Genomic DNA, 15,045 nt, shown 5'->3' on the forward strand with positions numbered 1-15,045 from the left:
CGCTATATCAATGATGTATAAAATCTTGTATAAGAGATAGATAGACATAGAGACAAAAAATTTAGTAAAAACAAGAATTTTATGAAAAACTTGCTACCGATAACGAGAATAATGTAAATAAGCTGTCCATGTGGACAGCTTATTGTTTTTTTGCTTAGTGTGCAAAATTCGCGTCTTGTTGGCGGGACCCCATCACTATCAAGCTAAGGTTTTATCCTGCCCCCTAAACAATAATTTTTCACATTTTTACTCTAGGGATGTCAATTTTACTATTTTGGGGGTATTTATTTTTACTAGCTTGATGGGCATGTGGTGCTATTCCGTTGCTATTAAGTTAAGAATTTAAGTGTAATATCATTTAAAGGAATACTTAAGATACAAATAAAATATCTTTTCCAAGTGGTACTGTTTTATTAAAGTCTACCCCGAGTTGTAGCTAGTTCAATGCGACTGTAAATTCTGAGTTCGGTGCGCCAGCAAATACAACCGTTCCGTTCTTTGGTAGTTTCACTTTGTTATTGTCACTAACAACGCTAAAATTGACGCATACTCCATTCTCATCATACACCGCGAATGAACTTCCTGATGGCAACTCCACAGTCATCGTTTTCCCTGCTGCAGTTTGCGGAATCGTAAACCATTTGGCATGCCCATTTTTTTGCAATGTAACTTTCGATAATTGACCTGTATCAAGGGGTTTTATGTTAGATTCACTGACGTATAAAAAGCTGGACATCTCCATATATTCAGTACCATCCTCTGTATAGAAATGGGCTTCCTTTGTATCCCGCCCATTCATCACAGGAATCTGAATTTGATGCGTCGCCGTATTCGGACCTGTAATTTTTTTGCCGTCCCAATACCCATCCTTGATCGTAATTTGTGTGTAAAGAGGCATTAGTTGTCCTAGATAGTTCATAGAATTAAATTTTTCGTTAACAAGGTAGAACTTGCCACCCTCGCGCTTCGCCCATGCAGCAGCTGTTTTCTTCGGTAACACATTGTTTTCTAATTTCTGGGCTAAATATTGAGTCAGCACATTTTGCCCCAATCCCGGCGATAATTCATATGTGCTCTCTCTCAAATAAACTTTTCCATTCTTCTCAGTAACGAAGTTAAGCTTGGAGGTACCCTTCTCATTTATAAAGCTTCCATCCGCCGTATATACATATTTTTCTTCCGGTTTAGTTGGTAAAAACAGTTCTCCCTTCTTCGTAATTTCTATTTTGAAATGGCTCCGGCTATTTCCATAAAAACCCGCTTTTTTTACCACGTCTTGAGGTACTTTAGCCTTGACTGGTTTGCCGAAGGATTTATCTGGTTTTATATCCTTAATTGTCCCTTTCTCTTTAAGCCTAGCTAGCAGTAATTTGTTTGCCAACAGTTGATTTGTCATGCTGGAGCCGCCGGAGGACAATACAGCTGCTGCCATCTTCTGTTCTGGAAGCACGACCAATGTAGTATGTTGCAGTATCGTATCCCCCCCCTTAGTCAACGCTTTTATCCCATATTCACTGAATGGGTATAGTTTCACACTATCCCAGCCAAGACCATAGTTGAACACATTTCCGCTATCTCCCGGCCACATTCCTTTTTTATATTCTTCTTGTTCCATCGCCTTGACTGCTTTATTAGAGAGAATTTCTTTTCCCTGTCCCATAAATATTTGTGAGAATCGCACCACATCTTCTGCAGTAGCAGAGATTCCTCCCGTACCAATCACATTCACCATTTCACTTGGAAGCTGTCCCTGGTATGTCGGAGAATACAGTCCAGCCCGCTTTTCGTCTTCCCATTTGTCTTGCGATGTTATCGTATGATTCAGTTCTAATGGCTCTGTAAACTTTTGATGTAGAAATTCAGAAAAACTCATACCACTGACTCTTTCTACCAAGATCTCAGCCAGTGTAAAACCGTCATTACAGTATACTGAGAACGCGCCAGGGTCTGCCTTCAAGTTTTGGTTGGACAATTGTTGCAACAAGATATCATGGGCATAAGCATCATTATCTTTAAATAAAAATGCATTATTGAACGTGGAACCTTGCAAACCCGAGGAGTGATTCAACAGCATACGCGGTGTAATACGCTTATATCGTTTATCTTTCATTTTGAAATCAGGAATATAGCGGGCAACAGGAGCATCCAAATCAACTTTTCCTTCGTCTACTAGTTTCATAACAGCCGCAGCCGTATATACTTTACTGGTTGAACCAATTCCGTATAGAGTATCTTTGGTTAGTGGTTCTTTCCCTTCTGTGTCGTTCTTACCTGTCTGCCCCGACAAAATAAGTTTACCATTATCAATCAGCGCATACTGTACGCTAGTCGTCTCATAGGACTTCGTGAGCAGTGCGGCGTCCTCTGCAGCAATCTTCTCCAATGCTTTGCTAGCAACTTCTTGGCTAGCTACAACCGGAGTCTTACTGCTAGAAGACGCTATCGCTCCTGTTGGTAGGCTCATCGTTAGAGCCAAGGTAGCTGCTAACACCCCAGATAATTTATTTTCCATAAGAAAAATGCCTCCTTAGATAAATGATCAATTTCATCTTTTATTTGTTCAATTACAAACATCACATAAACTACTATTCCGTCTTTATCCCTATTGTCTAAATTCAACAAGTAGAATGTTTTTAAAAAGACCAGGATTCTCGGCTCTACCCATACTGTTCAAATTGACGGTCAACATATGCCTACCTCCATGTGTCCCTCCAGCAAAAGTATCAAATCCTGGGATACCACCTGTATGTCCCCATATCGGGACACTGTTAGGAAGTATAATTTCATAGATTCCTAGACCATATCCATTGATTCCTCCCTTTCCTATAGGAACTGTAGTGAGTATTTTTTAGTTGCTGTTCTTTCTGTAATTTGCCACTAAGCAAATAAGAAAATAATTTGTTTAAGTCGTTACACTTCCAATACGAAAGCAAAAATCTGTTTTCATGGGTTTCTTAGTTCTTATATCCGCTACACCAGCTGCATACCCCACATTTTTCTACCCTCGGAAGTTTTAGCGAGTATCCCTGGGTATCCAAGTTGCAATGTATCTCTCATTGCTTGTTCGACAGAAGTACGATCTCGTTGAGTACTTATTTGTAATGAACTAAGTATATTTTGAGTGGAACCTGTTTTTATCATTGCGGTTGGTGTTAGGTATGATAAAGAGTTCCAGCAATGAAAAGTGCTAAATCTGCAAATGGGAGTTAATTATATATTTTGATAAGACACTCTTCCCCTCTATTCATATAGTATCGGCGGTTGTATATTATTTCTTACTAATTACACAGAAATCATCTTCATATTGATTATTTTTACAAGCACCATTCTGTCGTAACAAACGGTAAAATCTCTCTTTTTCACATGTATGTTAGTACCATAAATGATTTTTTTATTTAGAATGCGCTTATTACTAGTTTGGTTTTCGTATAAATAAATCCTATTTATCCTCCCTCTTTTGTGCTTCTCTATATTTGTATCCTACATAATAAAAATTTCTTTTTTCTTATGCATTTCTTACAATTTCCTTACGTTCAAATCACTTCTATAATTAGGTAGGTTTTATTTTAAAATCTCCAGGATAATAAATTCTTATATAATCCCACGATTTCATAGAAGATGGATTAATAACCCTGCGCCAAATCATCATGCACATCTCTGATATATCCTTGGATTCCCACTTCAACCTTTACCACAGTTCCAACCGATATCAACACTTCTTCACGTTCTTATAAATAGCAATAACTAATTAACTCCTTACCAGAAATACCTTAATATAGAAAAAGAGAGATAAGGTTAAAATGCCTTTATCTCTCCTTTTTTCTCACATATTATGCGAAGTTTTTTTGTTTTGGGTTAATCTCTTTTCTTAGCTTGATGGCAATGCAGTACGATTTTATTTCAAAGACACAACGATCTTACTACACACTTTTTATTTATCACACACTCTCATCTGCTAGTATTACTATTTTTTACTACTAATGTTGCCGTTTCACTCGGATGGCTAAGAGGAAAATGATGGCCATACGGAACAAAATCAACCTTACCAAGATGCGATGGAACAGAATAGCCTCTGTCATAATCCCCCCAAATAATGTGAAGATTATACTTTGTTACTTCATTGAAATCACCTTGATCGTTTTTCAGTAGTAAACTGTTAAGCTGAACCGTAGTATTTAAAATTCTAGGAGAAGTAAAACTGTTACTTATTTTTTCGATATAATGTTCAGGGATGCTCTCCATACTTTCAAACAAACCATTACTTAATAAATAACGCCCTATCAAATTAGTAGTTGCCAATTTTAATGTCCATTTGTTCATAAATTGGGGAACATTTAGCGATTTAGCATTTTTTTTAGCAACAGGTGGCTGAAGTAAAGTGATTGAATACTTCTTATCTATGTACTCTTGTACCAATGCTTCCAGAAGAATAAACGCACCGAATGAATGGCCAATTAGATGTGCACCATTAGTAGCTTTCTCCAATAACTTTTTCACTACATTCAAATAGATATCTAGAAGATTTTTCTCTCGTTTAAAAGGAGAACGTCCCAAACCTGGAAGATCCAAGATCCATACAGGTTGACCAGTTTTTTCATGAAGCTCTTGTGCTAAAGGAAATAAATCCTCTCCATCACTCAATAAACCATGTAATAAAATAAACGGTTTACCCTCTCCTTGTAATTGGTAAAGGGTAGTGTTATCGCATAATGTTCGTTTAAATAAATGATTATGCTGGCCATTTTGATACATCATTCGATAATCCAGATCAGCTACTACGGCAGGAAAAAATTTCATTACACTCGTCTTCTTAAACCAATCTCCTCCCATAATTTTTTTCGCTGAAATATTTGAAAATTTTCGTTTTGTAATAAAATTCAGTCCATCCGAAGGAATTTTTGTTATTTTACTTACTCCACTATTCATAATTGCTTTCATAAGTGGCATTGGGACAGAGATTTTTGGTGCCCTCATATTCATACTTTCCGACATAATACTTAATAATTCAGCAATGTTCTGATCGTGCTGTTTGTCTTCAACAAGTGTATATGTTTGAATAGTCGGTTGCTCCAATCTGAAAACCTGCACAATAAACTTCGCAAGCTCATCGTTTGAAATAAGTGGTAACCTATATCCCTTACCTCCAGGAATCACTGGCATGAGCCCTCTTCGCATACTCATCACAAGCAAACCTAATCCTGCTATCTGCTCTGTACTCCCTGTTTTACTACTACCGACTACAGTTGGCGGATTAATTACAGAAAGCGGATAACCTACTGCTGATGCCTGGTGACGGATATAAAGATCTGCTAAAAATTTTGTTCTCTCATATGGATTTTTTATTTTCAAATAATTGTTTCCTTCTTTAAACACATTAATTGCAATCTTGCTATTTTTATCATCAAAGGGGCTCATATAACCTACAACATGAATAAATTGTTGCAAGCCCTTCAATTGATGAATGCTTTTAGCTAATTCACTAATGTGTTTGGCGCCATTTAAAAATACGGAAGCTGCCTCTTTACTTGTCGCTTGAATATCCATGGGGCCTCCTGCGTGAATAATCACATCCGTTTTCAATACCCTCTCCTTATCTTCAGCACTTAGACCTAAATCTATTTTCGTCAAATCACCTTCAATAAAGTGCATAACTGCCTTTTTTAAGATGCCTCTTTCTTGAAAAATGCGTATTGCTTTACTTTTCGACCTTACTAAAAGAAGAATTTTAACATCCTCTTTGGCTAATTCTTTTACTAATTGCTTTCCAATAAAGCCTGTTCCACCAGTTAAAAATACTGTTCTCATATAAAATCTCCTTTTTAGTACTAATCAGTACTAATTTGATGTAAAAAAAATGCTTCTTTTATCGAAGCAATTTTAAAAAATGATCTGCTGTTTTCGTAATTACAGTTGCATCCTTCAATGTTTCTGAAATAAATAACGCTCCTTCAAGATTTGTAATAAAAAGTGATGCAACCTCATCAATATTAATCGTGTTTCTGAATTCTCCATTCTCTACCCCTTGTTTAAGTAATAGAGAAACTTTCTTTTGTAATCCTGTAAAAAAAAGACCTATTTTTTCTTTTATTTGCGTGGCCTGTTTAGGACTTTGAATATAAAGAGTAATAAATGGACAGCTCCCCTTATACTCTCTCGACTGAACTCCTTGTGATAATTGCTTTAAAAACAGTTGGATACGATCTTCAACTAAAAATTGGTTCTGAGAAAGTACGTCATCAATTGCAGATTGATACATTTCAATCCAATAATCAACGACCCCTTCTAATAATACTTCCTTATTAGAAAAGTGATAATACACATTAGACTTTGAAACTTTGCTTACACGTACTAATTCATCCATACTTGTATAAGCAAACCCTTTTTCTAAAAATAATGTTGCAGCTACTTCAATCACACGTTTTTGATTCATTAATTTTACCTTTTTCATAATTAGAACTATATAGTACTAATTTAAATGTTGCAAGGATTTATTTTAATTTAGAAAAAAGTTTGATTAAAAAAGTTCCACTAACATTGATTTTACTGCAAAAAAATCTTATTTTGAATAAAGTGGAACTGAACCCCGAAATTGTTAATTCACTATCGTCTAATAGGGGTCACCATACATACCCATCAACTTAAGAAAAAGAAATGCCCCCAAGACGAAAAAATGAGCGGCTTCTCAAAATAGCTATCTGTAGAGAAAGAAAATTTTAATTTAGGGGGATATGAAAATATTAGCTTGATGTGTATGAAGTAGTGCCCCTATAAACAAAATCCTCCAGAAACATCTAAAATTTGCCCTGTTACCCAGCGACTATCAGAAGAAGCAAGGAATGCGACTGCATCTGCAATATCTTCAACTTGCCCTATTCGTCCGAACACAGATGAATTCGTAGCAAAATTTCGTATTTCCGGATTATCTAGCAATTTCGCATTCATATCTGTCTTCGTATACCCAGGCATAATTGTGTTCACTGTTATACCTCTTTCTCCAAGCTGTTTAGCTAGAGGAAGTGTCATCGTATTTAATGCCCCTTTACTTAAACCGTATGCAATCGATCCTGTAAAACCAAGTCGTACTTCGGCTGATGAAATATTAATAATACGTCCTTCTGCTCGTAGTAATGGCAATGTTTCCTGAATTAAGAAGAACGGCGCCTTAATATTTACGGCCATAATTTCATCAAAAATTTCTTCTGTCGTATTTTCAATCGTTCCTTGTATACCTATGCCTGCATTATTTACTAAAATATCAATCTCTGATTTACCAACTCTTGTTTGTAATTCATTCTTCAATTGTTCTACTAACTTTTTGACACCATCAATTGAATTGAGATCAGCTTCAATTAAAAACGCCTTTCCTCCATTAGATTCAATCTCACTAATCGTTTCAACTGCAGCTGCTTTATTTCGGCCGTAGTGAATTGCAACTAATGCACCGTCGTTTGCCAATCTCATCGCAATCGCACGGCCAATACCCCGACTCGCCCCTGTTACTAACGCTACTTTCCCATCAAGATTTTTCATTTTTTCCATCCTTCCTAAATTTCCGTTTAATAAAGTGAAACTTTAATCAGCCCTCACCAATTGGGCGTTTACGGGCAGTTAATGTGAGATGAATTCTATACTTATATTTTCATACAAAAACCAATCATTTTAAATATAGATCTATAGGTAATTTAGTTTGTTCACTTATGATATTATAGTTATAATTTGCAATTTACTTTAAAAAATACAACAAGGAGGCTACACAATGCAAAACGCAGTAAAACTGGATGAAATCGATCATAAAATTATGAACTTGTTATATAAAAATGCGAGAATTTCCGTTTCAGAAATCGGACGTATTATATCCATGACGCAGCCTGCAGTAAAAGAACGAATTAACAAGCTTGAAGATCAAGGAGTTATAGCGGCTTATCGAACGAAATTTGAGCCTTCTAAAATTAATAAAAATATTCGAGCATTCATCATGTTTAAAACGAGCCAATGCTCTGATTTTATCCAATATTGTAATGCCGCTCCTGAAGTAACAGATTTATATCGAATTAGTGGGGAGTTTAATTATATGATGAAGGTCATGAGCGATTCGATGGATTCTCTCGCTGCATTTTTAGACTCTTTAATGCAATTTGGATTATCGTCTCCTTTAATTGTATTAAAGAGTGAGTTTGAGGAGAAATTGTCGTTTTAATAAAGGGGTACGTATTATCCCCCGCTAACAGTAAAAGTTTTTCCGTTATGAGAAAAACCAACAAAATTAATGAATAGTAAACAAAAAAGAACATTGATTTTTCAATGTTCTTTTTTATATCTCTACTTATTAATTAGATTGCTCTGCGAACAATGCACCTTAATTCCCTTACCCCTGATTCCTCTGCGCCTCTCTAAACTCCTCCTTCACCTTCTCTAACAGCCCTTCTTCTGTAATTAATCGAGACGCTGTATTTGCTAGTGCTTTTGCCGATGTAATTAACGCTTTATCTCCAAGTTCTGAACGTGCTGCTTCTCTAAATTCATTCGTATGCGCAATTAAATCGTCTGGACCGATTTTAATGTACGGATGAATTGTCGGTACGACTTGGCTTACGTTTCCTGCATCTGTTGAGCCAATTCCTACTCTTTCTTTACGGTTTACATCTTCACCTAGTAGTTCTAACTCTTCCGCTACGACGTCATTAAATGTTTTTGTTACGAGTAGTTCATCGATTTCATTTTGGAATTGATGAATTTTCACTTTTGTGCCTGTTGCTAACGCTGCCCCTTGTGCGATGTTTCTTACTTTCTCCGTTACTTCCGCACATCTTTTTCTCGTTGCTGCGCGGATGAAGAACCTTGCTGCGGCGTAGTCCGGAATAATATTAGGTGCTTTTCCGCCCTCAGTAATAACGCCATGAATTCTCACATCTGACGGAAGTTGTTGGCGAAGTGCGTTAATACCGTTATAAAGTTGAATTACCGCATCTAATGCGTTAATCCCTTCTTCAGGTGAAGCTGCGGCGTGAGCTGTTTTGCCGTAGAAATGAAAATCAAGTGGATCTACTGCTAGTGAAGGACTTGTCGTTGCTGTTTTTCCGCTCGGATGAATCATAAGCGCCGCATCAATATTTTTAAATAGGCCAGCTTTTACATAACTCGATTTTGCGCTACCATTTGGCCCGCCTTCTTCTGCTGGTGTTCCGAACACGACAACTTCTCCCCCAATTTCTTCTAGCGTTTCTGATAATGCGATTGCTGCCGCAACGCTAATTGTGCCAATTAAATTGTGACCACACGCATGACCAAGTCCCGGTAAAGCGTCATACTCAGCTAAAAATGCGATAACTGGTCCTTGTTTTCCGGAACTTTTTCTTGCGATAAAGCCTGTTTCATGCCCAGCTATATTATGTTGCAATTGAAAACCAGCACTACCTAGCAATAAACTTAACGTTCTTGATGCGTAAAATTCTTGGTTACCAATCTCCGGATTCGCATGAATATTATGACTTGTTTCTATGTACTTTTCCTTATTTCTTTCTATACTCTCTTCAATTGTTTTTCTTTGTGACGTTACTCCTGTCGCTCCCATTTTTCTTCCTCCTTTTATTTTCACGTAAAAAAGCCTCTTTCTAAAAGATAGAAAGAGGCTTCTGTATATACAGTCAAAATGAGCTTCTTTCTTATCTTTCAAGTTACCTTGCTGGAATTGGCACAGTATTCATAAAGAATCCGCTGCCGAGGTGTCATAGGGCCAGTCCCTCAACCTCTCGTGATAAGAATTTTCATAAAATTATATTAAATTATTTTCATTCTAAGTTCATTCCAGGCAAAAGTCAAGGAATTCCTATCTGAATTTACCGAATATCTAAAAACCCTTTTAATACGCCAATTGTTTCAGGTGCTTGTAATCTTGCACATACGTACGGAAATTCCATACTACCTTCAAACATCATTTGAGATGTAAGAGGTGCTCCTGCCCAAAAGATTTCATCATCGATTACGATAAACGGGAACGCTTTGTTTTGCCTTTGTAATTTTACATTTTTTAATGGAACTGGTCCATCACTATACACCGTTATTTGCGCATTTGTACGCATTAACGCTTGCCATACTCGTTTATCTACTTGCCTTGTACTTGGAAGGGAAATGATAATTTTTCGTTTTGCAGCTAAAATATCTTTCAATAACCCTTTCGGTTCTTCAAGATTCATTTCCATAAACCAGCGTAAACGTTTCGAGATTTTTCGCTCCCACAATTGTCTTGATGTCGTGCGATCATACACATCTCCGTGACGTTCTATATGAGCTGTTAATTGCGATAACGCTTGTTTTCTCGAAAGATTTTTACGCATGTAGTGGCAATCTGATAATTGAATGAACTTCCCTCTCGCTCTCGTTACTGCTACATTGACGAGGCGATGGTTTTTATGATCAAAGAATAACACGCCAGGGCGTTCTTGCGGATAACTATCTACCGTATCAAAGATCATCATATCTCTTTCAGACCCTTGAAACTTATGAACTGTCGCCGCTAAAACTGGTATGTTTTGATATTTCGTTTTCTGCAACATTTCTCTAATGCACGTTGATAAAAAGCGGGACTGTGCCCTGTAAGGCGTAACTACACCGATAGATTGAACACCGTCTAACAATCCAATTAACATCATTTGCATCGCTACTAAACCAGACATAATATTAAAACGAGAACCGGAAGCAGCGTCTTTTAAAGAAAAGGCTCCCATTAAGCTCGTATCAAATAAAACACTCGCCTCATTTGCGAACGGTTGCAGTTTCGCAAGTTCTTTACGCTCTGAAACAGATGGATGATCGTATACTCTGTTTTTATAAATAAATGAATTCGTAAACTTCGATATATCCGTATGCATACGTCTTTGCTCCTGCAGCATAAAAAGGTTCGGATGTGCTTCTGATTTATTTACAGAATCAACAATCCCTGCATGATAAAACATATCTTCACCGAGCCATTTTCGAACGAGTTCATGGTTTGCCATCGCAATCGGAGGTAACTGTAAAAAGTCACCACAAACGACAATACGTTTCCCAAGTGAAGCAGCTAATGCGATTTGCGGCACATAAGCCATACTTACTTCATCTACGACAACTAAATCAAATGTACGCTCATAAATAAGTGAATCAATTGCACATTTCGATAAAGTCGCACCGATTACTTTCGCATTTTCAATGTATTCTTTTTCTACTTCTTTAATTTTCGCTTTTTGCTTTCGAAGATCACTTTCAATCTCTTGTATACGCTTCTTATCAGCAGAAGTCGCTTTATATGATAAAATCTTTTCACGAAGATCTTGTCGTGTCTCTTCTAAATAGAGTCTTTCTTCTCCCCAAGATCCATTCGTCGTTTCAACTAACTTCGATGCAAGTAACGTTTCATGATTTCGTATATGTTCATGTTGACTATAACCGTAACGAACAATTTCTCCAGGCGTCCATTTCTTCTTCTTCTCAATTTGCTTCGTTACTTCACTCATTAATACGTCAACTGCCGCATTACTATGAGCTAACACAAGTACCGATTTTCCTTTTTGATAATGAGCAGAAATAATACGTGATAAATTGTACGACTTCCCTGTTCCAGGCGGTCCCCACACATACGTTGTCGGATTGTAAAATGAACGATACGCCAATTCATTTTTCGTATTTTTCATCTTTTCAATATGTTTCGGACTGCTCGTCCCATCAACAAGACGCTTTATACGATTACGTTTTAGCTTATCTTTATGTGCCTCTTTCAATCGCTCTTGTAGTTGTTCTAACAATTGCCACGGTTCACTGTATAAAACAGCTTCTCGTATTTCACCTTGTATATAATCATTTAATTTCAGTTCTATTTCTAATCCATGTACAGATAATACTTCCCCTGTCGCTTCCTCACCATCAAACTCAATTCGAATTGGTGAACCTTCCGGTAAGCTTACTTCCGAAATAAGCTGAAATACGTATACTGTACTTTCATAATCTGTATATAAAAAACGACCGTTCATGATAGAAATTTTACTACCACCTATCGTTTTCCAATGTTTAATTTCATACGCTAATGCATAATGCCACTCTTTCATCGTTGCCGATAATGAAGGAGTTTGAGTAGGTGTATTCATCGTATAATCTCCTTCCTTCTCCCCAAACATACTTTCTCACTATACCATATAACAAGCTAAAATTTGTAAGGTTTTTATCTTGCTTATTTTCTTAATTTTCAATAACATATTGTATATAATTTTCAGAAAGAAGGGATTTACATGCCAGTTAGAAGAATTGAACACGTCGGTCTTATGGTCGCAAACTTAGAAACATCTATTTCATTTTATGAAGAAGTAGTTGGCTTACAGCTCATTAAACGTATGGGGCACCCGAATCCAGACTTAAAACTCGCTTTTTTAGGTGTGGAAGAATCGAAGGAAACGATACTCGAACTCATTGAAGGTTATAACTCTTCTCTTCCGGCAGAAGGAAAAGTACATCACATTTGCTTTAAAGTGGATTCATTAGAGGATGAAATTGAAAGAATACAGAAACACAAAGTAACCTTTTTACTAGGAGAAGAAATTGAAACATTACCAGATGGAACACGTTACATATTTTTCTCTGGTCCTGATGGGGAATGGATTGAGTTTTTTGAGACGGAGAGATAAAGTGAAACTTTAATCAGAGGGGTTTTGTCCATCCCCTCTGATTATTAGTTGAACCAATCGGGCTTTTACGGGCAGTTGATCCCCCACCTAACTTCTTTTCTTTCGCTGAATTTTGAAGTGGGGGTCTTACTGTCCGTTAATGCGGGGTAAAATGAAACTTTAATCAGCCTACAAATAGCAGGATAAATAACTTTATTATCAGCATGAGGAGTAGAAACTGATGAATACAGTCTTTATTATTGCTATACGGAAGACAGTTTCAGGTCTTTTCATCTGATAATTATTTCTTTCTAATTCTCTCGTAATTTCTCCACCTACAGAACTATTTTCATGTGAGGATTCCGCTAAGCCAAATGCCCCCTAATTCACTAGTTGTCTCTGAAAATAGCTATTTAAAAATATGATTGCTAATTTCATTTCGATCTTCCTTGCACCCAAGTAGCAATATCATTTATAACATACTCAGGGATATTAGCAGGATTATAATATTCATCCGGTTTACTTAATTCTCCATCCCCTTCTGTAAAGAAGTGATTTAACTTTGGATATAGTCGATAATTAATGTTATCTCTCTCCTTTAATTGTTCTTTCCAAAAAGGAATTTCAATTTTTGATGGAACATGATAATCTCTTTCTCCTTGAAGAATAAGAAGCGGTGTTTTTTGTTCTTTTGACATTTCTGCTGCTTTAATTTTACGGATAGAATCCCAATATACTGCTGGTCCTAAAGAAAAATCCTTTGGAGGATTTTGACTAGAAAAATTAGAATCCTTTAATAATTCAAATTGCGATTTATAAAATTTATATTCTTCTGGTTTCATTTCTCCAATAGAAAGACGATACTCCAGTTGATCTAAAACATTGTCTGCGAATGCCTGAGCCGCTCCTCCCATCACAATTGCCCCAGCAATATTTTGCTTTTGATCTTTTTCAATTATCCTCGGAATCATCATTCCACCTTGACTATGACCAAGAATATAAATTTGATTCTTATCTATCATAGGTTCATTTTGAAGAAAATGAGTCACGAGAAGGGCATCATCTGTTGTCTCTTTATCAACTGTATAAAATGGACTAAGTTCTGTTTTCAATCCATGTTCATAGGTTCGTTTATTATAGCGAAGGACAGCAATTCCTTTCGAAGCAAGACCTTCAGCTAAATCGCGAAATGGTTTTAAAGCATACGTTGCTGAATCCTGATCGACTGCTCCAGCTCCATGAACAAGAATAACCGCTGGAAAAGGACCCTTTCCCTTTGGAACAGATAATGTTCCTGGTAATGGAAATGCACCACTCCCAACTACTACTTCTTTATCAACAAATGATTCAGGCTTACTATATGATGGACGATCTGCAACAGGACTAAACTGCATACTGAATTGAAAATCATCTATTTTTCCAGATGGATCTAATTTTATTAGTAAAGGTACAGTAATTTTTTCAAAAACTAATTTAATCTCTACATTTGTATGAACAGAATTTGTCTCTTTTTTTGTAACCTCTCCAATTTCTATAAAAGAACCTGTTTGTAATTTCTTAGGAAGTTCCTCCCAATAGTTCTTCAGCCATTTTTCGGATATTATTTTCTGTAATGATCGAGAAGTTAAATCAAATGCAGACTTATAATCTTCAGCATGCATAGAACGGATAAATGAAAGAGTAGTAGATATTGCAGGATTCTCATCATCAATATTGTCTATTTTTTTTATATTTGTGTTTGTTTCCTTTAATTTCGATTTAATTTGGTGACTAAACGGATTATTATATGTATTTGGATATAAACTTCTTTTCAATACATCCTTATTTCGTCCCTCAAACAAGTTTGAATAATCCTTGAAATTTTCAGGTGAAATTACTTCCTCTGCATATGAAACCGAAGGAATAATTATCGCACAAATTGCACTGACAAGTAATAACTTACTCCCTATCCTTTTTTTCGTGTTCATATTTATTAATTCTCCCTTCACAATTTAAATTTTTAATACAGCATGCCTAGTACTATAAGGAAATAGAAATTTTCAAGGCAATTAATACTCTACTCTACAATCCCTTCTAGCAGGTTAAAAAGCTATTATAAACAAACTTCAATATATAATGCCTTCTTTCTCTTTTTCCACATGTATGTTAACTATAGAAATTACTTCTTTTCTTTAAAACACTCTTGTTACTGGTTTGTTTTTCATATATAAGTCGTATCTGTTCCCCCCTTCGCGCCACTTTATATTTGTATCATACACAATGAAAATCTCTTTTTCCTTACCTATTCCTTACCTATTCCTTACATTCGATATAGCTTTTATAATAGTGCTGTAGGAACCTCTGTGCCCGAAAGCGCAAAAAAGAAACACCAATTTTATTTGCTTTGATGCTCCTTTTTCACACTATAAATTTTGAT

General features: G+C 36.2%; 9 protein-coding genes, 1 pseudogene and 1 riboswitch. Of the genes and pseudogenes, 2 read left to right on the forward strand and 8 right to left on the reverse strand.

What is annotated here, in order from left to right:
- Window positions 1–436: 436 nt before the first annotated feature.
- From MR066_RS03190 to MR066_RS03210, 5 genes and pseudogenes are all read right to left on the reverse strand, one after another.
- Complete coding sequence (locus tag MR066_RS03190) at window positions 437–2,512, reverse strand: serine hydrolase domain-containing protein (RefSeq protein WP_242245969.1); 2,076 nt, start codon at window positions 2,510–2,512, stop codon at window positions 437–439.
- A gap of 90 nt (window positions 2,513–2,602) precedes the next feature.
- Window positions 2,603–3,141: pseudogene (locus MR066_RS03195) on the reverse strand (serine hydrolase).
- A gap of 807 nt (window positions 3,142–3,948) precedes the next feature.
- Window positions 3,949–5,805: an alpha/beta fold hydrolase gene (locus MR066_RS03200; RefSeq protein ID WP_242245970.1), complete on the reverse strand. Its 1,857-nt coding sequence runs from the start codon at window positions 5,803–5,805 to the stop codon at window positions 3,949–3,951.
- Window positions 5,806–5,863: 58 nt separating this feature from the next.
- Window positions 5,864–6,430 (reverse strand): TetR/AcrR family transcriptional regulator, encoded by a 567-nt coding sequence (locus tag MR066_RS03205; RefSeq protein ID WP_001072320.1) that lies wholly within the window; start codon window positions 6,428–6,430, stop codon window positions 5,864–5,866.
- A 335-nt stretch (window positions 6,431–6,765) separates the two neighbouring features.
- Window positions 6,766–7,530 (reverse strand): SDR family oxidoreductase, encoded by a 765-nt coding sequence (locus MR066_RS03210; protein ID WP_242245971.1) that lies wholly within the window; start codon window positions 7,528–7,530, stop codon window positions 6,766–6,768.
- A 226-nt stretch (window positions 7,531–7,756) separates the two neighbouring features.
- Here MR066_RS03210 and MR066_RS03215 point away from each other — a divergent pair, with 226 nt between their 5' ends.
- The gene (locus MR066_RS03215) at window positions 7,757–8,197 is read left to right on the forward strand and encodes an Lrp/AsnC family transcriptional regulator (protein WP_242245972.1); all 441 of its coding nucleotides are present in this window, start codon (window positions 7,757–7,759) and stop codon (window positions 8,195–8,197) included.
- A gap of 168 nt (window positions 8,198–8,365) precedes the next feature.
- Here MR066_RS03215 and MR066_RS03220 read toward each other — a convergent pair whose 3' ends face one another.
- Both MR066_RS03220 and MR066_RS03225 read right to left on the reverse strand, forming a co-directional pair.
- Complete coding sequence (locus MR066_RS03220) at window positions 8,366–9,571, reverse strand: M20 family metallopeptidase (protein ID WP_242245973.1); 1,206 nt, start codon at window positions 9,569–9,571, stop codon at window positions 8,366–8,368.
- Between the two features lie 88 nt (window positions 9,572–9,659).
- Window positions 9,660–9,761: riboswitch (SAM riboswitch) on the reverse strand.
- A gap of 75 nt (window positions 9,762–9,836) precedes the next feature.
- Window positions 9,837–12,146, reverse strand: coding sequence for an AAA domain-containing protein (locus tag MR066_RS03225; protein ID WP_242245974.1), 2,310 nt, complete (start codon window positions 12,144–12,146; stop codon window positions 9,837–9,839).
- 111 nt (window positions 12,147–12,257) lie between these two features.
- On the opposite strand from MR066_RS03225, the gene MR066_RS03230 reads away from it, so the two are divergent.
- Entirely contained in the window at window positions 12,258–12,650 is a 393-nt protein-coding gene (locus MR066_RS03230; protein ID WP_242245975.1) for a VOC family protein, read from the forward strand.
- A gap of 413 nt (window positions 12,651–13,063) precedes the next feature.
- Here the strand turns inward: MR066_RS03230 and MR066_RS03235 are convergent, their stop codons facing one another.
- Window positions 13,064–14,596 carry an alpha/beta hydrolase gene (locus tag MR066_RS03235; RefSeq protein WP_242245976.1) on the reverse strand — a complete coding sequence of 511 codons (1,533 nt, stop codon included), beginning with the start codon at window positions 14,594–14,596 and terminating at the stop codon, window positions 13,064–13,066.
- Window positions 14,597–15,045 lie beyond the last annotated feature (449 nt).

Source organism: Bacillus cereus group sp. BfR-BA-01523, assembly GCF_022662615.1.
Classification (GTDB): domain Bacteria; phylum Bacillota; class Bacilli; order Bacillales; family Bacillaceae_G; genus Bacillus_A; species Bacillus_A mycoides.

Bases quoted from the DNA above. Each gene is read 5' to 3' on its own strand.
- MR066_RS03205 (WP_001072320.1), bottom strand. From the start codon at position 6,430: ATGAATCAAAAACGTGTGATTGAAGTAGCTGCAACATTATTTTTAGAA.
- MR066_RS03235 (WP_242245976.1), bottom strand. From the start codon at position 14,596: ATGAACACGAAAAAAAGGATAGGGAGTAAGTTATTACTTGTCAGTGCA.
- MR066_RS03220 (WP_242245973.1), bottom strand. From the start codon at position 9,571: ATGGGAGCGACAGGAGTAACGTCACAAAGAAAAACAATTGAAGAGAGT.
- MR066_RS03215 (WP_242245972.1), top strand. From the start codon at position 7,757: ATGCAAAACGCAGTAAAACTGGATGAAATCGATCATAAAATTATGAAC.
- MR066_RS03230 (WP_242245975.1), top strand. From the start codon at position 12,258: ATGCCAGTTAGAAGAATTGAACACGTCGGTCTTATGGTCGCAAACTTA.
- MR066_RS03190 (WP_242245969.1), bottom strand. From the start codon at position 2,512: ATGGAAAATAAATTATCTGGGGTGTTAGCAGCTACCTTGGCTCTAACG.
- MR066_RS03210 (WP_242245971.1), bottom strand. From the start codon at position 7,530: ATGAAAAATCTTGATGGGAAAGTAGCGTTAGTAACAGGGGCGAGTCGG.
- MR066_RS03200 (WP_242245970.1), bottom strand. From the start codon at position 5,805: ATGAGAACAGTATTTTTAACTGGTGGAACAGGCTTTATTGGAAAGCAA.
- MR066_RS03225 (WP_242245974.1), bottom strand. From the start codon at position 12,146: ATGTTTGGGGAGAAGGAAGGAGATTATACGATGAATACACCTACTCAA.